Origin of the sequence: Streptomyces sioyaensis (assembly GCF_004122735.1) — a bacterium.
GTDB classification, from domain to species: domain Bacteria; phylum Actinomycetota; class Actinomycetes; order Streptomycetales; family Streptomycetaceae; genus Streptomyces; species Streptomyces sioyaensis.
On the sequence record NZ_SDIF01000020.1, the window covers coordinates 60,761 to 84,556 of the forward strand.

At 71.9% G+C, this 23,796-nt stretch carries 21 protein-coding genes and 1 pseudogene; 7 read left to right on the plus strand and 15 right to left on the minus strand.

Translation table 11 applies throughout. From position 1 onward, the window contains the following. Positions 1-16 precede the first annotated feature (16 nt). Genes EST54_RS10040 through pdhA (EST54_RS10050) form a run of 3 tightly spaced genes read right to left on the minus strand, consistent with a single transcriptional unit; the run spans position 17 to position 3,707 of the window. Entirely contained in the window at positions 17-1,483 is a 1,467-nt protein-coding gene (locus tag EST54_RS10040) for a dihydrolipoamide acetyltransferase family protein (RefSeq protein ID WP_129247189.1), read from the minus strand. A gap of 23 nt (positions 1,484-1,506) precedes the next feature. Then, on the minus strand, positions 1,507-2,490 hold the full coding sequence (locus EST54_RS10045) for an alpha-ketoacid dehydrogenase subunit beta (RefSeq protein ID WP_129247191.1): 984 nt from the start codon (positions 2,488-2,490) through the stop codon (positions 1,507-1,509). 2 nt (positions 2,491-2,492) lie between these two features. Continuing rightward, positions 2,493-3,707 carry a pyruvate dehydrogenase (acetyl-transferring) E1 component subunit alpha gene (pdhA, locus tag EST54_RS10050; RefSeq protein ID WP_129247193.1) on the minus strand — a complete coding sequence of 405 codons (1,215 nt, stop codon included), beginning with the start codon at positions 3,705-3,707 and terminating at the stop codon, positions 2,493-2,495. Between the two features lie 327 nt (positions 3,708-4,034). On the opposite strand from pdhA (EST54_RS10050), the gene EST54_RS10055 reads away from it, so the two are divergent. The 3 genes from EST54_RS10055 (at position 4,035) to EST54_RS10065 (ending at position 6,327) form a co-directional block, all read left to right on the plus strand. Continuing rightward, positions 4,035-4,694, plus strand: a complete 660-nt coding sequence (locus EST54_RS10055; RefSeq protein WP_129247195.1) for a response regulator — start codon at positions 4,035-4,037, stop codon at positions 4,692-4,694. A 120-nt stretch (positions 4,695-4,814) separates the two neighbouring features. Next, positions 4,815-5,231: a pyridoxamine 5'-phosphate oxidase family protein gene (locus EST54_RS10060; protein WP_129247197.1), complete on the plus strand. Its 417-nt coding sequence runs from the start codon at positions 4,815-4,817 to the stop codon at positions 5,229-5,231. Between the two features lie 52 nt (positions 5,232-5,283). Beyond that, a complete protein-coding gene (locus tag EST54_RS10065; RefSeq protein WP_129247199.1) occupies positions 5,284-6,327 on the plus strand; it encodes a phosphotransferase in 1,044 nt (347 codons plus the stop codon). A gap of 18 nt (positions 6,328-6,345) precedes the next feature. Here the strand turns inward: EST54_RS10065 and EST54_RS10070 are convergent, their stop codons facing one another. Beyond that, positions 6,346-7,962, minus strand: a complete 1,617-nt coding sequence (locus EST54_RS10070) for a protein kinase domain-containing protein (protein WP_129247202.1) — start codon at positions 7,960-7,962, stop codon at positions 6,346-6,348. A gap of 317 nt (positions 7,963-8,279) precedes the next feature. On the opposite strand from EST54_RS10070, the gene EST54_RS10075 reads away from it, so the two are divergent. Continuing rightward, positions 8,280-9,941, plus strand: a complete 1,662-nt coding sequence (locus EST54_RS10075; protein ID WP_129247203.1) for a protein kinase domain-containing protein — start codon at positions 8,280-8,282, stop codon at positions 9,939-9,941. A gap of 123 nt (positions 9,942-10,064) precedes the next feature. Here EST54_RS10075 and EST54_RS10080 read toward each other — a convergent pair whose 3' ends face one another. The 4 genes from EST54_RS10080 to EST54_RS10100 form a co-directional block, all read right to left on the minus strand. Then, entirely contained in the window at positions 10,065-10,625 is a 561-nt protein-coding gene (locus tag EST54_RS10080) for a bacterial proteasome activator family protein (RefSeq protein ID WP_174244177.1), read from the minus strand. A 139-nt stretch (positions 10,626-10,764) separates the two neighbouring features. After that, a complete protein-coding gene (locus tag EST54_RS34420; protein ID WP_129247205.1) occupies positions 10,765-10,983 on the minus strand; it encodes a hypothetical protein in 219 nt (72 codons plus the stop codon). Between the two features lie 835 nt (positions 10,984-11,818). Continuing rightward, a complete protein-coding gene (locus EST54_RS10095; protein WP_129247209.1) occupies positions 11,819-12,796 on the minus strand; it encodes an NAD(P)H-quinone oxidoreductase in 978 nt (325 codons plus the stop codon). Between the two features lie 10 nt (positions 12,797-12,806). Further along, positions 12,807-12,995, minus strand: a complete 189-nt coding sequence (locus tag EST54_RS10100; protein WP_129247210.1) for a hypothetical protein — start codon at positions 12,993-12,995, stop codon at positions 12,807-12,809. A gap of 60 nt (positions 12,996-13,055) precedes the next feature. On the opposite strand from EST54_RS10100, the gene EST54_RS10105 reads away from it, so the two are divergent. Beyond that, a complete protein-coding gene (locus EST54_RS10105) occupies positions 13,056-14,165 on the plus strand; it encodes a potassium channel family protein (protein WP_129247213.1) in 1,110 nt (369 codons plus the stop codon). 55 nt (positions 14,166-14,220) lie between these two features. Here the strand turns inward: EST54_RS10105 and EST54_RS10110 are convergent, their stop codons facing one another. The 4 genes from EST54_RS10110 to EST54_RS10125 all read right to left on the minus strand — a co-directional run bounded on the left by EST54_RS10110 (position 14,221) and on the right by EST54_RS10125 (position 19,617). Next, positions 14,221-15,939 carry a molybdopterin molybdotransferase MoeA gene (locus tag EST54_RS10110; protein WP_129247215.1) on the minus strand — a complete coding sequence of 573 codons (1,719 nt, stop codon included), beginning with the start codon at positions 15,937-15,939 and terminating at the stop codon, positions 14,221-14,223. Then, positions 15,936-16,856 (minus strand): NTP transferase domain-containing protein, encoded by a 921-nt coding sequence (locus EST54_RS10115; RefSeq protein WP_129247217.1) that lies wholly within the window; start codon positions 16,854-16,856, stop codon positions 15,936-15,938. The genes EST54_RS10110 and EST54_RS10115 overlap by 4 nt, the downstream gene beginning before the upstream one ends. A gap of 191 nt (positions 16,857-17,047) precedes the next feature. Next, entirely contained in the window at positions 17,048-18,625 is a 1,578-nt protein-coding gene (locus EST54_RS10120; RefSeq protein ID WP_129247219.1) for a dihydrolipoamide acetyltransferase family protein, read from the minus strand. After that, positions 18,625-19,617 carry an alpha-ketoacid dehydrogenase subunit beta gene (locus EST54_RS10125; protein WP_358916591.1) on the minus strand — a complete coding sequence of 331 codons (993 nt, stop codon included), beginning with the start codon at positions 19,615-19,617 and terminating at the stop codon, positions 18,625-18,627. Before EST54_RS10125 ends, EST54_RS10120 begins: the two co-directional genes overlap by 1 nt. Here EST54_RS10125 and EST54_RS36145 point away from each other — a divergent pair. Next, a pseudogene (locus tag EST54_RS36145) lies at positions 19,616-19,684 on the plus strand (hypothetical protein); the annotation flags it as partial. The gene EST54_RS10125 and the pseudogene EST54_RS36145 sit on opposite strands and share 2 nt — an antisense overlap. Here the strand turns inward: EST54_RS36145 and pdhA (EST54_RS10130) are convergent. After that, on the minus strand, positions 19,656-20,849 hold the full coding sequence (gene pdhA, locus EST54_RS10130; protein WP_129247221.1) for a pyruvate dehydrogenase (acetyl-transferring) E1 component subunit alpha: 1,194 nt from the start codon (positions 20,847-20,849) through the stop codon (positions 19,656-19,658). The pseudogene EST54_RS36145 and the gene pdhA (EST54_RS10130) sit on opposite strands and share 29 nt — an antisense overlap. Positions 20,850-21,073: 224 nt before the next feature. Here pdhA (EST54_RS10130) and EST54_RS10135 point away from each other — a divergent pair, with 224 nt between their 5' ends. Beyond that, positions 21,074-21,610 carry an Lrp/AsnC family transcriptional regulator gene (locus tag EST54_RS10135; protein ID WP_129247223.1) on the plus strand — a complete coding sequence of 179 codons (537 nt, stop codon included), beginning with the start codon at positions 21,074-21,076 and terminating at the stop codon, positions 21,608-21,610. A 48-nt stretch (positions 21,611-21,658) separates the two neighbouring features. Here EST54_RS10135 and EST54_RS10140 read toward each other — a convergent pair whose 3' ends face one another. Together EST54_RS10140 and EST54_RS10145 are read right to left on the minus strand one after the other, a co-directional pair. Further along, positions 21,659-22,249, minus strand: a complete 591-nt coding sequence (locus EST54_RS10140; protein WP_129247224.1) for a TetR/AcrR family transcriptional regulator — start codon at positions 22,247-22,249, stop codon at positions 21,659-21,661. An 11-nt stretch (positions 22,250-22,260) separates the two neighbouring features. Next, positions 22,261-23,772 (minus strand): 3-hydroxyacyl-CoA dehydrogenase, encoded by a 1,512-nt coding sequence (locus tag EST54_RS10145; protein ID WP_129247226.1) that lies wholly within the window; start codon positions 23,770-23,772, stop codon positions 22,261-22,263. Between the last annotated feature and the right edge of the window lie 24 nt (positions 23,773-23,796).

Consider the following 23,796-nt stretch of genomic DNA (forward strand, 5'->3'; position numbering starts at 1 on the left):
GGCTCCGCATCCCGGGTCATCCCCAGGTGATCAGCCGCTTGGGCCGTTCCAGCACCGCCGCGACATCCGCGAGCAGCTTGGAGCCCAGCTCACCATCGATGAGGCGGTGGTCGAAGGACAGCGCGAGGGTGGTGACCTGACGCGCCTTCACCTTGCCCTTGTGGACCCACGGCTGGAGCTTGACCGCGCCGAAGGCGAGGATCGCCGACTCCCCCGGGTTGAGGATCGGCGTACCGGTGTCGACGCCGAAGACGCCGACGTTGGTGATGGTGACCGTGCCGCCGGACATCGCCGACGGGGAGGTCTTGCCCTCACGGGCGGTGGAGATCAGCTCGCCCAGATCCGCGGCGAGTTGGGGGAGCGTCTTGGACCCGGCGTCCTTGATGTTCGGGACGATCAGCCCGCGCGGGGTGGCCGCCGCGATCCCGAGGTTGACGTAGTCCTTGTAGACGATCTCCTGATGCGCCTCGTCCCAGGCCGCATTGACCTCCGGGTGGCGCTTGAGGGCGACCAGGAAGGCCTTGGCGACGAGCAGCAGCGGGTTGACCCGCAGCCCCGCCATGTCCGGGTCCTGCTTGAGCTCCTGGACGAGCTTCATCGTGCGGGTCACATCGACGGTGATGAACTCCGTGACGTGCGGCGCGGTGAAGGCGCTGGCGACCATCGCCTGCGCGGTGGCCTTGCGTACGCCCTTGACCGGTACCCGCCGCTCGCGTGCGGCGGTGTCGACGGTGCCGGGCTCCGCCGGGGCCGCGGCCACCGGCACCGGGGCGCCGGCCGGAGCCTCCGCCGCTGCCGGGGCGGCGGCCGCATGCACATCCTCGCGGGTGATGATGCCGTCTGGCCCGGTCGGGGCGACCGTCGCCAGATCGATGCCGAGGTCCTTGGCGAGCTTGCGCACCGGCGGCTTGGCCAGCGGACGGCCGGCGGTCGCGGCGGCCACGGGGGCAGCAGGCGCAGCGGGCACGGGCACCGGGGTGATCATCGGCGTGGGCGTGGCCCGCCCGTTCAGCTCCGCCTGGAGCCCGGCGCTCGCGGACTCCGGCTGAGCCGGCACCGCGGGCTGCGGCTTGCGAGCCCGGCGCTTGGTCGAGGACGGCGCGGCGCCATAGCCGACCAGCACCGCCTGACGGCCCTGCGGCTCGGCGTCCTCCTCGGCGGAGGGGGCGGCTTCCTGCGGCGCCTTGGCCGCCGGCGCCGCGGCGGGCCCGGCGCCGGGGTCGGTGTCCACCGAGATGATGACGGTGCCGACATCGACGGTGACGCCCTCGCCGAAGGTCAGCTCGTGCACCACCCCGTCGTACGGAATGGGCAGTTCGACGGCGGCCTTGGCGGTCTCGACCTCACACACGACCTGGCCGTCGGTGACGGTGTCGCCCGGCTGGACGTACCACTTGAGGATCTCGGCCTCGGTGAGTCCCTCGCCCACGTCGGGCATCTTGAACTCGCGGAAGCGCTGAGCGCGGGCGGGACTTGCAGTCATGGTCACGAACTCTCCTCAAACCCTCAGTACGCCAACGCACGGTCGACGGCGTCGAGCACCCGGTCCAGCCCCGGAAGGTACTCGTCCTCCAGACGGGAGGGCGGATACGGGGAGTGGAAACCGCCGACCCGCAGGACCGGAGCCTCCAGGTGGTAGAAGCACCGCTCGGTGATCCGGGCGGCGATCTCGGCACCTGCGCCGAAGAAGACCGGGGCCTCGTGGACGACGACCAGCCGGCCGGTCTTCTGCACCGACGACTGCACGGTGTCGAAGTCGATCGGGGAGAGCGAGCGCAGGTCGACGACCTCGACCGACTTGCCCTCCTCGGCCGCGACCTTGGCGACGTCCAGGCAGACCTTCACCATCGGGCCGTAGGCGGCCAGCGTGAGGTCGGAGCCGTTCTGGGCGATCCGGGCCTTGTGCAGCGGGTCCGGGATCGACTCGGTGTCCAGTCGCGACTTGTCGTGGTAGCGGCGCTTGGGCTCGAAGTAGATGACCGGGTCGTCGCCCGCGATGGCCTGCTGGAGCATCCAGTAGGCATCGGAGGAGTTCGAGGGGGTGACGATCTTGAGGCCCGCGACATGAGCGAACAGCGCCTCGGGGGACTCGGAGTGGTGCTCGACCGCGCCGATGCCGCCCGCGTACGGGATGCGGATGACGACCGGCACCTTGACCTTGCCCAGCGCGCGGGCGTGCATCTTCGCGAGCTGGGTGACGATCTGGTCGTAGGCGGGGAAGACGAAGCCGTCGAACTGGATCTCGACGACCGGGCGATAGCCGCGCAGTGCCATGCCGATCGCGGTGCCGACGATGCCGGACTCGGCGAGCGGGGTGTCGATCACCCGGTCCTCGCCGAAGTCCTTCTGCAGGCCGTCGGTGACGCGGAAGACGCCGCCGAGCTTGCCGACGTCCTCGCCCATGACGAGGACCTTGGGGTCGGCCTCCATGGAGGCGCGCAGCGACTCGTTGATCGCCTTGGCAATGGTGATCTTCTCGAAGACGGCCATGGTCAGTTCTCCTCCGCGGCGCCGGCATCGACGAACGACGCCTGGTAGGCGGCGAACTGTGCGCGCTCCTCATCGACGAGCGCATGCCCATCGGCATAGACATTCTCGAAAATCGCCATGTCGTCCGGGTCGGGCATGGCACGGACGGCGTCGCGGACCCGCTTGCCCAGGGCCTCGCTCTCCTCGTCGATCGAGGCCAGGTACGCCTCGTCGACGATGCCCTCGGCCTCCAGGTACGTCCGCAGCCGCAGGATCGGGTCCTTGGCCTCCCAGGCCGCCCGCTCCTCGTCCGCCCGGTACTTCGTCGGGTCGTCGGAGGTGGTGTGCGCGCCCATGCGGTAGGTGAACGCCTCGATGAGCATCGGGCCCTGGCCGGTGCGCGCCCGCTCCAGCGCCGCCCGGGTCACCGCCAGGCAGGCCAGGACGTCATTGCCGTCGACCCGTACGCCGGGGAATCCGAAGCCGCGGGCGCGCTGGTAGAGCGGCACCCGGGTCTGCTTCTCGGTGGGCTCGGAAATCGCCCACTGGTTGTTCTGGCAGAAGAACACGACCGGGGCGTTGTAGACCGCGGAGAAGGTGAAGGATTCCGCGACATCTCCCTGGCTGGAGGCACCGTCACCGAAATACGCAATGACCGCGGAATCCGCGCCGTCCTTCTGCACACCCATCGCATAGCCGGTCGCGTGCAGCGTCTGCGAACCGATGACGATGGTGTAGAGGTGGAAGTTGTTGGTACTGGGATCCCAGCCGCCGTGATTGACACCGCGGAACATCCCCAGCAGATTCGTCGGGTCGACGCCGCGGCACCATGCCACGCCGTGCTCCCGGTAGGTCGGGAAGACATAGTCGTCGTCGCGCAGCGCGCGCCCGGAGCCGATCTGGGCGGCCTCCTGGCCCAGCAGCGAGGCCCACAGGCCCAGTTCGCCCTGGCGCTGGAGGGTGGTCGCCTCGGCGTCGAACTTCCGCGTCAGCACCATGTCGCGGTAGAGCCCGCGCAGCTCGTCGGGGGACAGGTCGATCGAGTAATCGGGGTGCTCGACCCGCTTCCCTTCGGGGGTCAGCAGTTGTACGAGCTGATCCTGCTCCGCCTGCTCGGGCCGGCCGGAGTTCCGGGCCTTGGCCGGGGACGCCTTCTTGGCCGACGTCGCCTTTGCGGCGGTGGTGCGCTTGCTGCTGCCGCGGGTGTTTTTCCGCTGCGCAGTGCCTTCCACGGTCACGTGCTGCTCCTCCGTCTGTCCGGCCCCCGGGGTCCGCCGGTGGCCGTATTGCGGCTCACCCGGTATCCGATACGGCGCACGGGGTGTGTGCGATCGCGGCCGGATCCGGGTGGAACAAAGCTCCCGGACAGTGGCCTGCTCATTGCACGTTACCCATTGTCAAAGCCGAAGTGGAAACGGCGCTGACCTGCGATTTTGCTTGGATTTCCAAGTAAATCACTAAGGCTTGGAACAACCCCTGGTCACAGCGTTGCAGGCCGCCGGGACAATGGCACGTTATATCGGTGACCTGGAGCACGGGAAGAGTCGATGTGTGAGACTGGGAAGGTGCGCGAAGACGGAAAAATCACGGTATTCCTGCTCGATGACCACGAAGTTGTCCGGCGTGGCGTCCACGAAATGCTCTCGGTCGAGGACGACATCGAGGTGGTCGGCGAGGCGGGTACCGCCGCAGATGCCCTGGTCAGGATCCCTGCGACCCGCCCGGACGTGGCGGTGCTCGATGTCCGGCTGCCCGACGGGAGCGGTGTCGAGGTCTGCCGCGAGATCCGGTCGCAGGATGAGGACATCAAATGCCTGATGCTCACCTCCTTCGCGGACGACGAAGCCCTTTTCGATGCGATCATGGCCGGTGCGGCCGGATATGTCCTCAAGGCCATTCGGGGCAACGAACTCCTCTCCGCGGTGCGCGACGTGGCGGCCGGCAAGTCCCTGCTCGACCCGGTGGCCACCGCCCGGGTGCTGGAGCGGCTGCGCGACGGCAGCGCCACCAAGGGTGACGACAAGCTGGCGAACCTCACCGACCAGGAACGCCGGATCCTCGATCTGATCGGCGAGGGCCTGACCAACCGTGCCATCGGCGAAAGGCTGCACCTCGCCGAGAAAACGATCAAGAATTACGTCTCCAGCCTGCTGTCCAAGCTCGGCATGGAACGGCGCTCCCAGGCCGCCGCCTACGTCGCGCGGATGCAGGCCGAACGACACTGAGCAGCCAAGGGAGTGGCGGATGCGCCCTGCCCGGCTCATGGTGATTCAGGACCATCGGCCCCGCCGCCCGGGGCTGCTGGCCCCTACGTGCCGGACGGATCCGCCCGGCAAGGTGGTGCCATGCCCACCGACAACTACCGTGCCATCGAGCTGCTGAGCCGCACGCCGTACGGGCGCGTCTCTGCCAGTCGGCGGGCACTGCCCTTCACCGCCGTCGCCCGGCACCTCGTCCTCGACGGCCGGCTGGTGCTGCGGCTGCACCAGGGCTACGGCTACCACCAGGCCCTGGACGGCAGCGTGGTCGCCTACGAGGCCGACAACGTCAACAGCGGCGAGGACGACACCTGGTCGGTGCAGTTCACCGGCACCGCCCGGGTCGTCGAGCCCACCCCCGTCGAGCGGCAACTCTTCGGGAGCTCCCCCCGGCTGGCCGACGGCGCCCCCTACGCCCCCGTCTTCCTGCGCGTCGAGCCGGAGTTCGTGACCATGCACTACCTCACCGATGTGCCGGTCTTCCGGGGCGCGCACTCTGTGTAAGGCTCTCCGGCGCGCCCCCTGTGACGTACGCAGTTGATCTAACATCTGACGAGTGCTGCGCTCATCTGTAGTCCGGACGGCGGCGACGCCCGACAAAGACACCCTCGGAGCCCTGCTCCGCCACTACACCGGCGCCGGCGCGCCGCTGTCCTGTGAGCCCGTCGCCGAGGGCCTGCTCAACCACGGCTACTTCCTCGCCACCACCCGCGGCCGTTACTTCCTCAAGCACCATCTCGACGGCGACCGCGCCGCCCTCACCCGCCAGCACCGCGCCACCCGCCGGCTCGCCGCGCTCGGCCTGCCGGTCGTCCCGCCCCTCGCCGACGCGGACGGCCGCACCGTCACCGTCCTCGACGGCCGCTGCTACGCCCTGCACCCCTGGGTCGAGGGCCGGCACCTCGGCGGCGCGGCGCTGACCCGCGGCCAGTCCTGGCAGCTGGGCGCGCTGCTCGGGCTGGTCCACACCGCCCTGGAGCAGGCCATGGCCGGCGAACCGCATCCGCCCCGGCCGCCCTGCGCGGACGCCGGCGCCGACCCGGAGCGGACCTTCGAGACGATCGAGGAGCTGCTGGCCCTGGCCCGCGGCGCCCGTCCGCGCACCAGCTTCGACGAACTCGCCGAACACCGTCTGCTGGAGCGCCGGGCGCTGCTGGCCGAGCTGGCACACCACCGCCCGGCGCCCGGCGCGGAGCCCCCGGCGGGCTGGGTGCACGGCGACTTCCACCCGCTGAACGTCCTCTACCGCGGCGCGGAGCCGACCGCGATCGTCGACTGGGACCGGCTGGGCGTCCAGCCGCGCGCCGAAGAGGCGGTACGCGCCGCCGCGATCTTCTTCGTACGCCCCTGCGGGACGCTGGACCTGGCCAAGGTGGCGGCGTACGCGGGCGCCTACCGCAGCGCCTGCGGGGCCGGCGCCGAGGAGCTCGCGGCGGCCGTCCACCGGGTGTGGTGGGAGCGGCTGAACGACTTCTGGATGCTCACCTGGCGCTACCAGCTCGGCGACCGCCGCACCGATGCCCAGTTCCCGGCGGCGGCCGCACTGGCCGTGTGGTGGACCCGCGAGTACCGGGCCGTGCGGAACGCGTTCACCCGCTGAACCGCGGCGGGGCGCCCATCAGCCGGCCGGGCCGAGCGTCGAGCCGGCGTCCGTGCCGCTGCCGGTGGTGGTCCCGCTGTCCGTTCCGGTGGTCGTTCCGCCGTTGGCGGTGCCCCCGTCCGCGGTCCCGCCGTCCGCGGTCCCGCCATCGGTGGTCCCGCCGTCCGCCGTCCCGCCGGTGGAGTCGGTGGGCGGCTCGGAGGTCGGCGGCTCCGACGACGGCGGCTCGGAGGTGGGCGGCTCGGACGTCTCCGGCGTGCTGGGCTCCTGGGTCGGCGGCTGGCTGTACGTGCCGCCGTCACCGCCCGTGGTGCCGGGCTCGGTCTGCGGGGTGCTCGGCTCCTCCGTCGGCGGCTCGCTCGTCTTGTCGTCCTTGGACGGCGACGGCGACTGCGTCGTGGGGGTGTCCTTCTTCTTGTCCTGGCCGCCGGTGTTCTGCAGCGCGAAGGCCACACCCACCGCGATCGCGATCACCGCGAGCGCCGCGATCAGCCAGATCTTGCCGCGGCCGCCCCTGGCCGGGCGGGGGCCGCCGTCGAAGCCGCCGTCGTCGTCGCGCATACCGGACGTGAGGATCGGCTGGGCCGTGGTCTGGCCGGCGTCGGGGTGCGGCAGGGCCGTGGTGGCCGCGGTGCCCATGGACGCGCCGTGACCGCCCTCGTGCAGGGCGACCGGGCCGGTGTTCCAGGTGCCGGTGTGGCCGCCCTGCTCGTGCAGCATCTGCAGCGAGTACTGGACCAGGCCGCGCATCTCCTCGGCGGACTGGAACCGGTCGTCGGGGTCCTTGGCCAGCGACCGCATGACCAGGCCGTCCAGCTCCGGCGGCACCGCGTCGGCGACCTCGGACGGCGCCACCGGCATGTCCTGCACGTGCTGGTAGACCACCGAAAGCGGGGTCTCGCCGGTGAACGGCGGCCGCAGCGTGAGGAGCTCGTAGAGCAGACAGCCGGTGGCGTAGAGGTCGGAGCGGGTGTCGACGGTCTTGCCGAGCGCCTGCTCAGGGGAGAGGTACTGGGGCGTCCCCATGACCATGCCGGTCTGGGTCATCGTGGACTGGGCGCCGTGCAGGGCACGGGCGATGCCGAAGTCCATGACCTTGACGGCGCCGCTGTTGGTGATGATCACGTTCGCGGGCTTGATGTCACGGTGCACGATGCCGTGCTGGTGGCTGTAGGCCAGCGCCTCCAGCACCCCGGAGACGATGATCAGCGCCTGGTCGGCCGGCGGGGCATCGGCGTTGAGCAGCAGATCGCGGATGGTGTGGCCCTCGACCAGCTCCATCACGATGTACGGCACGGTGTTGCCGCCGACCAGGTCCTCACCCGAGTCGTAGACCGCCACCACCGCGTGGTGGTTCAGCCCGGCCACGGACTGTGCCTCCCGCGTGAAGCGGGCCTTGGAGACCGGGTCCTCGGCGAGGTCGGCACGCAGCAGCTTCACGGCGACGGTGCGGCCGAGCCGTACGTCCTCGGCCGCGAACACCTCCGCCATACCGCCGCGGCCGAGCCGTCGCGTGAGCCGGTAGCGGCCGTCGCCGACCAGCCCGCCGTTGCCCCACATCTCCGGTGCGTCGGGGATATTGGAGCCGGTGGCGTCAGGATCGGACGGGCCCTGGGGGCTCTGCGTCGGTGCCATCGGTCCTCGCCGTCGAATCGATCCGCATGAGAGCGGTAAGGTCATCGGTCTTCGCTAGAGCACGCTACAGGTTCCGCGGCACCCATCGGTCCGTCGTGGACCGGCCATCAAACCTGCCGGAAGCCAACGCGGGCAAGTTCACCAGGGACGATCCGGTGCTGAAATTGTCTGTGGGCTGTGACGTGATCTTGCGCATCTGGTCACGGAACGGGCACACAGCTTGACGTGTCCAGGCCCTGGGGCAGACTTGGCTGCGGAATTCCAGATTTTGATCACTATCCGTACGGGATAGTGCGCGCGTAGGGGGAAGCGGAGCGATGAGCCAGGACGGCGCTCAGGGCCAATACGAGGGCCGTTCGGTCGGCGGGGGACGTTACCAGCTTCGTGATCTTCTCGGTGCGGGTGGCATGGCCTCCGTGCACCTCGCCTACGACAGCGTGCTCGACCGCGAGGTCGCGATCAAGACCCTGCACACCGAGCTCGGCCGCGAGCAGGCCTTCCGTGAGCGCTTCCGCCGTGAGGCCCAGTCCGTGGCGAAGCTCACGCACACCAACATCGTTTCGGTCTTCGACTCCGGTGAGGACGAGCTCGACGGCGGCATGGTGCCGTACATCGTCATGGAGTACGTCGCGGGCCAGCCGCTGCGCTCCGACCTGGACACCGACGTTGCCCAACATGGCGCGATGCCGACGGAAAAAGCCCTGAAGATCACGGCCGATGTACTGGCCGCGCTCGAGGTCAGCCACGAGATGGGCCTGGTCCACCGGGACATCAAGCCCGGCAACGTGATGCTGAACAAGCGCGGTGTCGTCAAGGTCATGGACTTCGGCATCGCCCGGGCCATGCAGTCCGGCGTGACGTCGATGACGCAGACCGGCATGGTCGTCGGTACTCCGCAGTACCTGTCGCCCGAGCAGGCGCTGGGCCGCGGTGTGGACGCCCGCTCCGACCTCTACTCCGTCGGCATCATGCTCTTCGAGCTGCTGACCGGCCAGCTGCCGTTCGACGCGGACTCCCCGCTCGCCATCGCCTACGCGCACGTCCAGGAAGAGCCCCCGGTCCCGTCGAGCATCAACAGCTCGCTGCCGGCGGCCGTGGACGCGCTGGTGGCCCGGGCGCTGAAGAAGAACCCCAATGAGCGGTTCCCCACCGCGGAGGCGATGCGGGACGAATGCCTGCGGATCGTCGGGTCCGGGCAGTCCGGCGCGACACCGCTGATCATCGGCGGGGGCCCGCCGGCACGCACCAGCGGCTCGTCCGTCTCCTCCGCGGTGTTCCCCACCGCTTCCGGCGCCCCGCACACTCCGGCCCCGCCGAACGTGCAGCAGCCGTATCAGCCGACCCAGGCGGCCGGGTTCGGGCCGTCGACGCCCCCGCCGCCGAACAACGCCTATCCGACGCCCACGCCTGCGCCCGCCCCGGCACCGTTCAACGCGGGCGGGTTCCCGCCCCCGCAGGCGTACACCCCGCCGCCCCCGCCCGTCACGGCCTCGATGCCGTCGACCGGCGGTCCCGGCGGCCGGAAGGGCAACTCCGCGGTGATCGTCATCTCGGCGATCATCGGTGTGGTCGTGGTCACCGCGATCGCGATCGGTATCGGTCTGAGCGCCGGCTCCAGCGAGGACCACGGCGGGGACGTGACCCCGACCCCGACGTACTCGTCGTACTCCTCGCCCACCGAGAGCGTCCGGCCCGAGGACAAGACGGCGACGATCCTCACGTCCGAGTGCACCCACCCGACCAAGAGCTACAGCGAGAAGGGCAAGATCCTCGTCCCGTCGTTCCGCTTCAAGAACCTGGACTCGGTGAAGAAGTGCATCGAGGCGGCCGGCTGGAAGTACAAGATCGTCGACGAAGAGGACAGCTCGATCTGGGGCAAGAACACCGTCACGGATCAGAGCCCGGCCGCTGTCAGCTGGTGGTACCCGGACACGGACCAGACCATCGACCTGACCGTCTCGACCGGCCGCAGCGACTGACGGCAACCGGTCCACGGGTCTCCGGTGTCTGACGGAGGGGCCGGCACGCGCCCTGCGTGCCGGCCCCTTCTGTCTGCGTGTGCGGTGCGCCGGCGGCCCCGACCGACGATTCCAGGGAATTCCCTAGAGATACGGACCCGAGCGGGCGCCGCCGTGACCGGGCTGCCCCTCCTCGCCGTCCATCGCCGCGACGCCGGGCGGCAGCGCACGGCGCATCGACTCCAGCTGGGCACGAGCCGCCATCTGCTGAGCGAACAGCGCGGTCTGGATGCCGTGGAAGAGACCCTCCAGCCAGCCCACCAGCTGGGCCTGGGCGATCCGCAGCTCCGCCTCCGTCGGCACCGACTCATTGGTGAAGGGCAGCGACAGCCGCTCCAGCTCCTCGACCAGTTCGGGCGCCAGCCCGTCCTCCAGCTCCTTGACCGAGCTGGCGTGGATCTCCTTGAGACGGACCCGGCTCGCCTCGTCGAGAGGCGCGGCCTTCACCTCTTCCAGCAGCTGCTTGATCATGCTGCCGATGCGCATGACCTTCGCAGGCTGTTCGACCATGTCCGTCACCGGCGTCTCGCGGGACTCTTCGCCGTCCCCGCCACCGGAGCCGGCGCTGCCGAGCGCCATGCCGTCCGGGCCGACAACCAGGACGTGCGGGTTCTCCTGCGACCGTTCGTTCATCGGCATATCCATGCCGCCATTCTCTCGCACCAGGGGTTATGAACGGTCGTGCCCCCTGGAGAACGTGATCCACCCTTCCGAGGGGATGCAGCTGCCGCGGTTTCACGTGAAACAAGGGATTCCCGGCTGTTTCACGTGAAACCGTCGGACTTCAGCTGCGGCGCAGCCGAAGGGCGAAGAAGGCCAGCCCCAGGCCGGTGAGGGCAAGACCGGCCCCCATCGGCAGGACCCGCTCCACCGGGGCTGAGGGCGTCTCCATGGCGTAGGGACGTTCCGTCGCAGCCGCTTCGCCGTCCACGCCGTCCGGTACCGAACCGTCCTTCTTCGGTACGGCGGTCGGAAGCGGCGGCAGTACGTCATAGGAGCGCACGGCCCGCCGGTCAGCGACGTTGTGGCGGTGCGAGGCGGACGAACCTGCCGGGATGGCTGTCCCACGGGATGCGGACCCCGCGGGCTTGGAGTGCTTCCGCGCCGGTGCGTGCCGGCCGGGCAGGGAGTGCCCACGGTCGGCACCGGGCGGACCTCCCGGGCCGGGCGGACCGTGATGCCCCCGCCGGGGGAAGTCCCTGCCCCTGCCCTCGGGGCCCGCGAAGCCGAACGGGGGCATCGGCCCGATGAAATCGGGGCCGAACCGGTGATGCGGGTGGTGACGCCACTCTCCGTGCCCGCGACGTCCACCGAAGTGATGATGCGGAGGCCGGTGCGAGGACCCCGGAAGGGCGTACGGCGGCAGGCCCGGGAAGTGGTCCGGCAGCCCCGGGACCCGTGCGGACGCCCCGGAGTGCCCGGGGTGCGCCCGGCCCGTCCCCCGCCCGTCAGCCGGCGAGGAGCCAGGCGCCAGATCGTCGGCGTAATCGCCCAGCCCGAAGTCGCCGGTTCCGTAGTCGTCCCGGCCGTCGTCGTCGCGCTGATCGTCCGGGCGGACTAGGAGGGACGGGCGGTCGACCGGAGTGGCCCGTCGGTCCGCAGCCACCGCGGGGGTGGCGCCCAGAGGAACGGGCAGGACGACGGAAGCCACCAACAGACCGGTGGCAATGCGCGAACGGAATCCTGGAGCGACCACATGCCCCTCCCGTGCCGAGCCGTCGAGTGACCCGTCCAGCGTCACATGTGATGAGATTCACGGCATCTCAGACATATCAGGCGGGTTACCCGTCGGGCATGAGGGAGGGGAAGGCACGGGCCGGGCGGTCGTTCCGGTCGGCTCAGACGGTCAGCACGACCTTGCCGACATGCGCACTCGCCTCCACGATGCGGTGCGCCTCGGCGGCCTCCGCCATCGGGAGCGTGCGGTCCACGATCGGCCGGACCTGACCGTTGGCGATCAGCGGCCAGACGTGCTCCCGCACGGCGGCGACGATGGCCGCCTTCTCGTTCAGCGGGCGGGCCCGCAGCCCGGCGCCGGTGATCGCGGCGCGCTTGGCCATCAGAGCGGCGAGATTCAGCTCCGCCTTCACCCCGCCCTGCAGCCCGATGATCGCCAGCCGTCCGCTGACCGCCAGCGCCTTGACGTTCCGCTGCAGATATTTCGCGCCGATGATGTCGAGGATGACGTCCGCGCCCGCCCCGTCGGTGGCCTTGCGGATCTCCTGCACGAAGTCCTGCTCGCGGTAGTCGATGAGGATGTCGGCGCCCAACTCGGCGCAGCGCGCCAGCTTTTCGGGGCCGCCCGCGGTGACCGCGACCCGTGCGCCGACCGCCTTGGCCAGCTGGATCGCCATCGTGCCGATGCCGCTGGCGCCGCCGTGGACCAGCAGGGTCTCGCCGGGCCGGAGGTGAGCGATCATGAAGACGTTCGACCAGACCGTGCAGGTCACCTCGGGCAGTGCGGCGGCCGTGACCAGATCCAGGCCGGCCGGCACCGGCAGCACCTGCCCGGCCGGCACCGCGACCTGCTCGGCGTATCCGCCGCCCGCGAGCAGCGCGCACACCTCGTCGCCGACGGCCCAGCCGTGCACACCGGGGCCGAGCGCGGTGATCCGCCCCGAGCACTCCAGGCCGGGGTACGGGGAGGAGCCGGGCGGCGGGTCGTAGAAGCCCTGACGCTGGAGCAGGTCCGCGCGGTTCACGGCGCTGGCCGCGACCTCGATCAGGACCTCGCCCTCAGCCAGCTGGGGATCGGGCACGTCCGCCCGGACAAGTGCTTCGGGGCCACCGGGCTCCGGGATAGTGATCGCTCGCATGGGCGCGAGGCTACTCGTCGTCCGCGTACAGGGCGACGGTGCGGGGCCCGCGGATCACCACCGGGCCGGCCTTCCCACCTGCACAGAGCCCGGTCCGTTGCGCGCTCGGCGCACCGGGCACCGCCGGCCGCGCGACGCCGTCGTCCGCCGCCGGTCCGGTGACCACCGTGTGCGCACGATCCTCCGCATCACGGAGCATGGGGGCTATGTCCCCCTCACAGACCGCCGCGGATCGAGCCGTTCAGGGAGAGGCGGCCGGATGAGCGACGAGCAGCAACCGCGCCGCAGGACCGCCAGATTCCCGCTCCTCCGCTCTCTCTGGTCGCTGTCGAGCGCCGAAGCCAAGGACGACACGGAGGCCGGCCGCTCCATCGTCCTGCCCGCGCAAGGGATGACACCGCCGCTCCAGCAGGTGCTGCGCCGGCTGCTCATGGCGCTGGCGGTGCTGGCCGTCACCACCCTGATCGTCTGGTTCGAGCGCGACGGGTACCGCGACAACGCCCACGACGAGGTCACCTTCCTCGGCGCGGCCTACTACGCGACGGTCACCCTCTCGACCACCGGCTACGGCGACATCACTCCGGTCAGCGATGGCGCACGCCTGACCAACATCCTGGTCATCACGCCGCTCCGGGTACTGTTCCTGATCATTTTGGTCGGCACCACGCTCGAAGTCCTCACCGCGCGCACCCGGCACCAGGTACGCATCCACCGCTGGAGGTCCCGCATGCGAGATCACGTCGTCGTCATCGGATACGGGACCAAGGGCCGCCGCACCATCGAGACCTTGATCGGACAGGGCGTCCCCCGAGAGCAGATCGTCGTGGTAGATCCGCAGAAGACCGCCGTGGACACCGCCAGCAGTGACGGATTCGTGGCGGTGCACGGCGACGCGACCCGCTCCGACACCCTGACCAGGGCCGAGTTGCAGCGCGCCGCGCGCGTGGTCGTGGCGACCCAGCGGGACGACACCGCCGCGCTGGTCACCCTGACGGCACGCCAGCTCACCCGACACGCCTCGATCGTGGTGGCGGTCCGGGAGGACGAGAACGTACCGCTGCTGAAGCAGAGCGGCGCCGACCTGGTCATCACCAGTTCCAGCTCGGCCGGCCGGCTGCTGGGGATGTCCATGGCCAGCCCGCACGTGGGCACCATCCTGGAGGACCTGCTGACGTACGGGAGCGGGCTCGACCTCGACGAACGGCCGGTGACCCGGAGCGAGGCGGGCCGCTCCCCCCGCGAGCTCGAAGACCTGGTCGTGGCGGTGGTACGGGGGCACCGGGTACTGCATTACACCGACCCGCAGGCCGCGACGCTGGAGCTCACCGACCGCGTGATCACCATCCGGCAGGCGGTGCCGAGCGACTGACCCCGCCGGATCGGACGACGCGGGCGCGTCCGCGCGGCCCGCGGTGGCGGCGGGCCTACCGCTCCCCCGAGGCGTTCCAGTCCGTCGGCGCGTCCGGTGCCCAGCCCGCCGACCAGCCCGCCGACCAGGGAAGTTCCAGGAGTTCGACACCGTTCCCGCGCTTCGCGCCGCCGGGCGGAACGACCGCCAGCGCATCGGCGGCGGCGATCCCGCGGAGCATGGCCGGGCCACGGAAGTGCAGCGGCGCCGCCGTCAGGCCGTACCGCTCGTCGTCGCGGTAGGCCACCGGAACGAGCCGGGTGTCGTGCGGATGCCCGTGGACGGGAGCGACCAGCGGCACGCGGTACGGCGGGGCGGGGCGGCGGGCGGCGAGCGCGCACAGGAGGGGCTCGGCGAGCGTGCACAGCCCGGACACCGCCGCGAGGGGGTTGCCCGGCAGGCCGACGAGGTGCCTGCCCGGGGCCAGTCGGGCGAGCAGCATGGGATGGCCGGGGCGCACCGCCACACCGTCCACCAGCACCTCCGCGCCCAGCCGGCGCAGGGTGGGGTGCACATGGTCGACGGGGCCCGACGCGGTGCCGCCGGTGGTGATCACCACGTCGGCGGTGGACTCGGCGAGCGCGGCGTACAAGGTGTCGGCGTCATCGGCCAGATGGCGCGCCGCGGGCGTCTCGACGCCCAGCGCATGCAGCCAGGGGGCGAGCATCGGACCGAGCGCGTCACGGATCAGGCCCTCCTGGGGCAGTCCGTCGTCCAGCAACTCGTCGCCCAGGACGAAGACTTCGGCGCGCGGGCGGGGATGGGCGGTCAGCTCGTCATAGCCGGCCGCCGCGGCCAGGCCGAGGACGGCGGGGGTCACCAGGGCGCCGGCCGGCAGCAGTTGGTCGCCGCGGCGGCACTCCTGGCCGCGCGGACGGATGTCCTGGCCGGGCGGCACCGGCTGCGGTGCGTACAGCCGCCGCCCGCCGCCGCTCGGCGCACGGACCTCGCCGTGTTCGCTGCGCAGGACGGCGGTGGCCCCGGACGGGATGCGTGCGCCGGTGGCGATCGCGATCGCATGACCGTCGAGGAGCACGTCGGTGGCGGCGTGACCAGCGAGGATGCCGGGCGGGGGACCGGCTTCGGGGGTGTCGGCGGGGTGGTCGAGGCGCCAGGGGCCGGGGCCGGCGACCGCCCAGCCGTCCATCGCCGAGGTGTCGAAGGACGGCAGGTCGGTCAGCGCGGTGAGCGGGGCGGCGAGCGTACGGCCGAGCGCGGCGCCGAGCGCCGAGGTCCGGGGCGCGGGCGGCTCGGTCACGGCTCTCCGGGCGATGTCCCTGGCGAGGTGCCAGGGGACGGCGGCCGGGGTGGAGCGGGGGCCGGGGGCCGGGGGAGACGGAGCATCCTCGGCGCCGGCCGGGCCGGTGGGGCCGGAGCGGTTTCCGTGGACACCGGGGCCGTCGGACGCGAAGGGGTCGCCGGGCGCGAACGGGTCGTCGGGCGTGTAGGGGTCGCCGGCGGCCCGGGGCCGGGTCGCGGGCGTGCCGGGGTCGCCGGCCGTGTAGGGGACGCCGGCCGTGTAGGGGGCGTCACCGCCTTCGCCGGCCGCGGACCCGCGGGCGGCGTACGGCGTACGGACGGTCGCGGCCTCGGCGCCGGGGCGTACGCGCGGCTGCCCCGGGCCGTTGACCAGCGCGAGCGCATCGTCGAAGGGGTCGCCACCGAGGGAGCACCCCTCGTCCGGGGTGGCGCCCGCCGGCTCGCCCCTCGTGCCGCCCGACTGTCCGTCGTTCATTCCGCGGGCTTCGCTTCGTCACCGGTGGCACCGCCGGACCGGGCCGCGCCTTCGGTCCCCTCGGCCTCCGCCGCCCAGCGGTTCGCCAGAGCGGCGGCCCGGTCGGTCAGTTCCTGCACGTCCCGGCCCTGTTGGCCCGCCGCATAACCGACCAGAAAGGTCGTCAGCGGGGCGGCCGGGCGGGCGACTCCGTGCGCCGCGTCCCGCGCGAGGTCGAGAAGCGCTGCCGTGTCGACATCGAGCTCGATGCCCAGTTCGGCCTTGACTGCGGTGATCCATTCGTCCAGCACGGTGCCATGCTCCCTGATACGGGCGCGTGCCGCGTCGATGTCTTCCCAGGTGTCGCAGTCGAAGGAGGCCGTGGACCGGTCGTCCGGAACCCGTTCGAGCACCAACTCGGCCCACAGCGCACGCAGCGGCAGACCGGCCAGGGTGCCGTGCCCGGCCCGCAACCGCGCCAGCTCCCGGCGCAGCGGCCCGGACCGATAGGCCGCCACCAGCGGCTGGTCCCGCCCCGAGGCGTCCCGGAGCATCGCCCCGTCGCGCGGCGCGGCACCCCCGCCCGATCCGGGGCCGCCTGCCGCCGCCGCCAGGAGGTCGTGCACGGTCGCTGCGGTCAGGAACGGGAGGTCGGCGGAGAGGACCAGCACCACGGGGGCGGTGGTGTGCTGCAGGCCGGCTTCCAGCGCGGCGAGCGGGCCACCGCCGGGCGGGTCCTCCAGGGCACGGACGACGGGCCGGGCGGTCGGGCGGCCGGGGCCGACGACGACGGTGCTCGCCGCATCGGGGCAGGCGGCGAGCACCCGATCCAGCAGGGGCCGGCCGCCGACGGACAGCGCGGGCTTGTCCGCCCCGCCGAGCCGCCGGGCCGCACCTCCGGCCAGCACGATGGCGTCGTAGTCGGTGTGGTCGTTCACCCCTTGAGTATGGCCAGGGGTATACGGGGATCACACCGCTGCCGGAGCCGCGGCGGGTGTCGGCTGTGCCACAGCGGCGGCCGGCTCTCGGCGTTGGCGGTCGGCTAGCGGTTGGCGGCGGCCCCGCCGTTGCCGGCCCGGCGCTCCCGCCGTTGCCGGCCGGCCCGCCGTCGCCACCGGCCGCGCGCCGGTCACAGCGTCCGTAGCAGCAGTGCGGGCTGTTCCACGCAGTCGGCCACGAACCGCAGGAAGCCGCCTGCCGTGCCGCCGTCGCACACCCGGTGATCGAAGGTGAGCGAGAGCTGCACGACCTGCCGGACGGCCAACTCGCCTTCGTGCACCCAGGGTTTGGCGGCTATCCGGCCGACGCCGAGCATCGCCGCCTCCGGGTGGTTGATGATCGGCGTGGAGCCGTCGACGCCGAAGACGCCGTAGTTGTTGAGGGTGAAGGTGCCGTGCGTCAGCTCGGCCAGGGAGAGCCCGCCGGCCCGGGCGGTCTCGGTGAGCCGGGCGATCTCCACGGACAGCTCCTCGACCGTACGGGCATGTGCGTCCCGTACGACCGGCACCACCAGGCCGCGCTCGGTCTGCGCCGCGAAGCCCAGATGGACGGCGGGCAGCCGCACGATCTCCTGGGCCTTGGTGTCCACGGTGGCGTTGAGCTGGGGGAAGCGCGCAAGGGCGGCCGTGCAGATCCGGGCCAGCAGGGCGAACAGCGACACCTTGGGGGCGCCCGGCACATTCATCGCCCTGCGGGCGGCGAGGAGTTCGGTGGCATCGGCGTCCACCCAGCAGGTCGCCTCGGGGATCTCCCGGCGGCTGCGGCTGAACTTCTCCGCGGCCGCACCGACCATCCCCTTCAGCGGGATCCGCTCCTCGTCCGGCAGGGCACCGGCCCCGGTGAGGGGTGCGGCAGGCGTCACGGCCCGCCCGGGGAGGGGCGCAGCCCCCGGCAGCTCCCGCTCCTGCCGCTCCCGGATGGCGCACTCCACATCCGTACGCAGAATCAGCCCATCGCGTCCGGAGCCCGTCACCTCACGCAGATCCAGACCGTTTTCCCGCGCCATCCGGCGCACCAGCGGGGAGATGACGGGCACCGTACGGCTGCCGGCCTCCTCCGCCCCGGCTCCGACGATCCCGTTCGCCCCGGTGGTACCGGCTGCCCCGGCCGGCGCCACGTGGGCCGCCTCGGCGTGCACCCCGCCCGAGCCACCCGGTGCATGATCGGCTGGTGCGGCCCCGGCCGGTCCGTTCGCCGCCCCTCCGGGCGCCCGCTGCGCTCCGCCCAAGGGGCTCGCTCCCCCGGGGCGGATCCGGCGCCGCCGCGCCGCCGCCGCACCGGTGCCGTACCCGACGAGCACATTTCCGGACCCGGAGTCCGCCGTGCCCTCCGCGGACGAACCGGGGGCCGTCGCGGAAGCGGGCGGCGCGGCCGCAGCGCCCGCCTCGGGCGCACCACCCTGTGTACCCGTCCCGGAGCCCGGCTCCGCAGTGGGTGCGGCTCCCGCCAGGTCGTCCGGCACCGCCCCCACCGCGACCGTCACCAGCGGTTCGCCCACCGGGACTTCGGACCCCTCCTCGCCGAAGCGGGCGGTCACCACGCCTCCGTAGGGGCAGGGCACCTCCACCATCGCCTTGGCGGTCTCGACCTCCACCACCGGCTGGTCGATGGCCACCACCTCGCCGACCTCGACCAGCCAGTGGACGATCGTCGCCTCGGTGAGGCCCTCCCCCAGGTCGGGCAGGGTGAATTCGCGCACCACGGCCATCACTCACCACCTCCGGCGGTCCAGTCCGACTCCCACTGGAGGCGGGCGACGGTGTCCAGGATCCGGTCCACGCCCGGCAGATGGTGCCGCTCCAGCATGGGGGGCGGATAGGGGATGTCGAACCCGGCGACGCGCAGCACCGGCGCCTCCAGGTGGTGGAAACAGCGCTCGGTGATCCGTGCGGCGATCTCCCCTCCGGGACCGCCGAACCCGTTGGACTCATGGACGACCACGGCCCGCCCGGTGCGCCGCACCGAGGCGCAGACGGTGTCGTCGTCGAACGGCATCAGCGAGCGCAGATCGACCACTTCCAGATCCCAGCCCTCGGCCCGGGCGGCCTCGGCGGCCTCCATGCAGACCGGGAGCGACGGGCCGTACGTGATCAGGGTGGCGCTGCTGCCGCGGCGCCGGACCGCGGCGCGCCCCAGCGGGGCGACCTCGGTGGGTGCATCGGGCGACCAGTCGGCCTTCGACCAATACAGCCGCTTGGGCTCCAGGAAGACGACCGGGTCGTCGGAGGCGATGGCGGCCCGCAGCAGCCCGTAGGCGTCCTCAACGGTCGCCGGGGTGACGACCTGGAGGCCCGGAGTGGCGAGGTAGTACGCCTCGGAGGAGTCGCTGTGGTGCTCGACCCCGCCGATCCCGCCGCCGTAGGGGACGCGGATGGTCAGCGGCATCGTCAGGGCGCCGCGGGTGCGGTTGCGCATCCGGGCGACATGGCTGATCAGCTGCTCGAACGCCGGGTAGGCGAACGCGTCGAACTGCATCTCGACGACCGGCCGCAGCCCGTACATCGCCATGCCGACGGCGGTGCCCAGGATGCCGGCCTCGGCGAGCGCGGTGTCCGTGCAGCGGTCCTCGCCGAATTCCTTGGCGAGGCCGTCGGTGACCCGGAAGACGCCGCCCAGGGTGCCGACGTCCTCGCCCATGACGTGCACGGACGGATCGTCGGCCATCGCGTCGCGCATGGCGCGGGTCAGCGCCTGCGCCATGGTGGCGGGCTTGCGCGTGGTCGCCGGAACGGTGGTCGTCATGGCCTGGCCTCCTCGGCACCGCCGCCGGCGCCCGCCGCGTCCTCGGTGTGTCCGGCGTCCTCGGCGTCCAGCTCGGCGCGCAACTGGGCCGCCTGGGCACGCAGTTGGCTGGTCTGCTCGGCGAATACGTGGGTGAACAGGTCCATCGGGTCCAGCTCCGGGTCGGCGTTCATCCGCTCCCGGAGGTCGGCCGCCAGTTGCTCGGCGCTCTCCCGGGTGTCGGCGACGAATGCGTCGGTCAGCAGCTCGCGGGCTGCGAGCTCACGCTCCAGGAGGGCTATCGGGTCGTGTGCCCGCCAGGTTTCGACCTCGGCCTCGCTGCGGTAGCGGGTGGCGTCGTCGGCGTTGGTGTGCGCCTCGATGCGGTAGGTGACGGCCTCAACCAGGGTGGGGCCCCCGCCCCGGCGGGCCCGCTGCACGGCCTCGGTGAGCACCTCGTGCATCGCGGGTGCGTCATTGCCGTCGACCAGGCGGCCCGGCATGCCGTAGCCGACCGCCTTGTGGGCGAGGGACGGTGCGGCGGTCTGCTTGGCGAGCGGCACGGAGATCGCGAAGCCGTTGTTCTGGACGAGGAAGACCACCGGCGCCTGCCAGAGGGCCGCGAAATTCAGCGCCTCGTGGAAGTCGCCCTCGCTCGTGCCGCCGTCGCCGACCATCGCCAGCGCCACCACCTCGTCGCCCTTGAGCCGGGCGGCGTGCGCCAGGCCCACGGCATGCGGGAGCTGGGTGGCGAGCGGGGTGCACAGGGGGGCGATGCGGTGTTCGTGCGGGTCGTAGCCGCTGTGCCAGTCGCCGCGCAGCAGGGTCAGCGCCTGGACGGGGTCGAGGCCGCGGACCACTGCGGCGAGGGTGTCGCGGTAGCTCGGGAAGAGCCAGTCCCGCTCTTCGAGGGCCAGCGCCGCGGCGACCTCGCAGGCCTCTTGCCCGGTGGAGGACGGATAGACCGCCAGGCGACCCTGCCGGGTCAGGGCCGTGGCCTGCGCGTTGTACCGGCGGCCGCGCACCAGCTGGGCGTACAGCCGGGTCAGCAGTCCGGAGTCGAGCCGGGCGGCGGCGCCCGTCCCCAGGAGGCGGTACGGCTCCGCGTCGGGCAGGAGAGGCGCGGGGTCGGTGCGCGGCCGCCAGGAGGGCGGCGGGCCGGCCAGGCTGCTCGTGTTCCTGCTGCTGCCGGGCTGCTCAAGGACCGTCATGTCGAGCACCTCCTCGGATCGAAGGGGTGGCGCGATGCGCCTTATGGGGGTGGTGGGCGCACGGCGGGTGGGCAGGATGAATTCGGTCAGGGCGGGTTCGCCCTGCCCTACCGATTGTTCGGTCGCTGATGCATTTTGGCTACGGGTGGGTTCAGCCTGTGGACAAACGGTTCTCCACAGCTTGAGATGAAGGCAGGGCGTCCACAAAGGGGAGGCGGGAGCACATGCCGGACGAACAGATGGCCAATTCCGGTGGGCAGACACCGTCCGGCGGGCAGCCGCCGACGGACGGCGCCGCGCCCGTCCCGCCCGCGCGCCCGCTGGACACCATCGACCGCTCGATCCTGCGCATGCTGCAGACCGACGGACGCGCGTCGATACGCTCCGTGGCCGAGCGGGTGCACGTCTCGCGCGCCAACGCCTACGCACGGATCAACCGGCTGCTGGAGGACGGCGTGATCCGCGGTTTCAGCGCCCTGGTCGACCAGGAACGCGCAGGTCAGGGCGCCTCCGCGTACATCACGCTGAAGATCGTGCAGAACTCCTGGCGCACCGTGCGCAAGCAGCTCACAGCGCTGCCCGGAGCCACCCACATCGCGCTGGTCAGCGGCGATTTCGATGTACTGCTGCTGGTCCACACCAAGGACAACCGCGAACTGCGGGAGCTTGTTCTCACCCGGATCCAGTCGATACCGGAGGTGCTCAGCACCCGCACGCTGCTGGTCTTCGAGGAGACCGACCTCGGGCCCGAGGAAGACTGACCCCGCCGGGGACCTGCCCGGCCGCCCGAGGGACACCCGGCGGGCGCCTCAGGGCTTGCGCAGCCCCGCGAAAGCCGTACGCACCACGGCATCGGCGACCTCGTCACGGCTCGCCGCGCCGCCGCGCCCCGGCCGGTACCACTCCACAATCGAGTTGATCATGCCGAAGAGCAGCCTGGTGGCCAGCCGGATGTCCACGTCGTCCCGCAGGTCGCCGTCGGCGGCGGCCCGCTTGAGCAGATCGGAGACCTCGTGGTCGAACTCCCGGCGGCGTTCCATGGCCCACCGCTCGGTGTCCGTATTTCCCCGCACCCGCAACAGCAGCGTCACATAGGGGAGTTCGTCCATCAGCACCTCGGCCACCCGCCGGGTGACGTGCTCCAGCCGCTCGATCGCCCGGCCCTGGAGCGCGCCCGACTCCTCCAGCACGCCGAAGAGCCCGTCCAGGGCGCGGCTTATGGCGCGGCGCAGCAGCTCTTCCTTGCTGCGCACATGGTGGTAGATGGAGGACTTCGAGATGCCGGCCGCCTTGGAGAGGTGCTCCATGGAGGTGCCGTCGTAGCCGCGCTCGATGAACACCTCGACGGCGACCGCGAGCAGCGAATCGGGCGTATAGGTGTCGCGCTTGGCCATGGTCATGATTAGAGCACCTACTCCTCGAGGTCCGCACGGCGCCTCAGCGCCCAGGACGGTACGTAGCGTCCGCCGGCGTTGTGGTGATACATCGCGTCCAGCAGCTCCCACACCCACCGGGCGCCGAGCCGCTCGGCCCACTCCAGGGGGCCGCCGGGATAGTTCACGCCCAGCCGCATGGCCGTGTCGATGTCCTCGGGGGTCGCCACTCCCCGGGCCGCCGCGTCCACGGCGAAGTCGATGATCATTGCGATCGTCCGGGCAGCGATCATGCCGGGCACGTCGTCGATCACGCTGACCTGTTTGCCGAGCGCCTGGAAGAGCCCCACGGCCTCCGCGAGGTCCGCCTCGGAGGCCTCCGCCGAGGCGGCCAGCGCGATCCGGGTCGCGGCCCGGTAGTCGAGCGACAGATCGAAGCGGATGTACCTGCCGTCGGCCCGGTTCGTCGCGGGACGGCCGTTGGTGAGCGCCAGACAGGCGCCGCCGGGCAGCCGGATCACGCCCTCCGGCCCGGACGGCGCGCCGTCCTGGGTGATCTTGACGCCCGCTTCCTCGATCAGTTCCGGCAGCACCGCCGCCGGGCCGGGCAGCGCCGCATGCAGGGCGACGGACGCTGGCGCCGGGCAGGGACCGGCGGTCTGCGGTGCGGGCCGGCGGGCACCCTCGGAGTAGTCGAACCAACCACGCCCCGACTTGCGGCCGTGCAGTCCGGACTCCACCAGTCGGCGCTGCGCCAGGGAGGGCGTGAACTTCGGGTCCTGGAAGAAGGCGCTCCACACGGAGTGGGTGACCGCCTCGTTCACGTCCTGCCCGATGAGGTCGGTCAGCTCGAAGGGCCCCATCTTGAAGCCGGTGCCGTCGCGCAGCACCGCGTCGATGGTGGCGGGGTCGGCGGTCCGCTCCTCGTAGGCGCGCAGGGCCTCGGCGTAGAAGGGGCGGGCGATGCGGTTGACGAGGAACCCGGGGGTATCGGCGCAGCGCACCGGCTTCTTTCCCCAGGCCGCGGCGGTGTCGTACGCGGTGGCGGCGGCCGCCTCGTCGGTGGCGAAGCCGCTGATCACCTCGACCAGGGGCAGCAGCGGCGCGGGGTTGAAGAAGTGCAGGCCCACACAGCGTCCGGGGTGGCGCAGCCGTCCCGCGACGGCCGTCACGGACAGCGAGGAGGTGTTGGTGGCCAGCAGGCAGTCCGTCGCCACGATGTCCTCCAGGGCGGTGAACAGCTCCTGTTTGGCAGGGAGTTGCTCCAGGATCGCCTCGATGACCAGCGCCGCGTCGGCCAGCTCCGCGAGCTCCGCGGCGGGGGAGAGCCGGCCGGCGGCGGCGTCCCGGCCGGCCGCAGAGATCCGGCCCTTCTCGACGAGCCGGTCCAGCCGCCGCACGATCTCCCCGGCGGCCTGCCCGGCGCGCCCGGGGGCCGTGTCATAGAGCCGTACGCGATGGCCGGCGACCAGCGCCACCTGCGCAATGCCCTGTCCCATGGTGCCGGTACCCACCACTGCCACGGTGTTGCTGGTCCCGATTGCCGTCATGCCAGCTGATCCTCCCCGACCGAC

What these genes read in the sequence shown, in the direction of transcription:
- EST54_RS10040 (WP_129247189.1), bottom strand. Translation starts at nt 1,483, where the DNA reads ATGACTGCAAGTCCCGCCCGCGCTCAGCGCTTCCGCGAGTTCAAGATG.
- EST54_RS10045 (WP_129247191.1), bottom strand. Translation starts at nt 2,490, where the DNA reads ATGGCCGTCTTCGAGAAGATCACCATTGCCAAGGCGATCAACGAGTCG.
- EST54_RS10060 (WP_129247197.1), top strand. Translation starts at nt 4,815, where the DNA reads ATGCCCACCGACAACTACCGTGCCATCGAGCTGCTGAGCCGCACGCCG.
- EST54_RS10070 (WP_129247202.1), bottom strand. Translation starts at nt 7,962, where the DNA reads ATGGCACCGACGCAGAGCCCCCAGGGCCCGTCCGATCCTGACGCCACC.
- EST54_RS10075 (WP_129247203.1), top strand. Translation starts at nt 8,280, where the DNA reads ATGAGCCAGGACGGCGCTCAGGGCCAATACGAGGGCCGTTCGGTCGGC.
- EST54_RS10080 (WP_174244177.1), bottom strand. Translation starts at nt 10,625, where the DNA reads ATGGATATGCCGATGAACGAACGGTCGCAGGAGAACCCGCACGTCCTG.
- EST54_RS10095 (WP_129247209.1), bottom strand. Translation starts at nt 12,796, where the DNA reads ATGCGAGCGATCACTATCCCGGAGCCCGGTGGCCCCGAAGCACTTGTC.
- EST54_RS10100 (WP_129247210.1), bottom strand. Translation starts at nt 12,995, where the DNA reads ATGCTCCGTGATGCGGAGGATCGTGCGCACACGGTGGTCACCGGACCG.
- EST54_RS10105 (WP_129247213.1), top strand. Translation starts at nt 13,056, where the DNA reads ATGAGCGACGAGCAGCAACCGCGCCGCAGGACCGCCAGATTCCCGCTC.
- EST54_RS10110 (WP_129247215.1), bottom strand. Translation starts at nt 15,939, where the DNA reads ATGAACGACGGACAGTCGGGCGGCACGAGGGGCGAGCCGGCGGGCGCC.
- EST54_RS10120 (WP_129247219.1), bottom strand. Translation starts at nt 18,625, where the DNA reads ATGGCCGTGGTGCGCGAATTCACCCTGCCCGACCTGGGGGAGGGCCTC.
- EST54_RS10125 (WP_358916591.1), bottom strand. Translation starts at nt 19,617, where the DNA reads ATGGCGCAGGCGCTGACCCGCGCCATGCGCGACGCGATGGCCGACGAT.
- pdhA (WP_129247221.1), bottom strand. Translation starts at nt 20,849, where the DNA reads ATGACGGTCCTTGAGCAGCCCGGCAGCAGCAGGAACACGAGCAGCCTG.
- EST54_RS10135 (WP_129247223.1), top strand. Translation starts at nt 21,074, where the DNA reads ATGCCGGACGAACAGATGGCCAATTCCGGTGGGCAGACACCGTCCGGC.
- EST54_RS10140 (WP_129247224.1), bottom strand. Translation starts at nt 22,249, where the DNA reads ATGACCATGGCCAAGCGCGACACCTATACGCCCGATTCGCTGCTCGCG.
- EST54_RS10145 (WP_129247226.1), bottom strand. Translation starts at nt 23,772, where the DNA reads ATGACGGCAATCGGGACCAGCAACACCGTGGCAGTGGTGGGTACCGGC.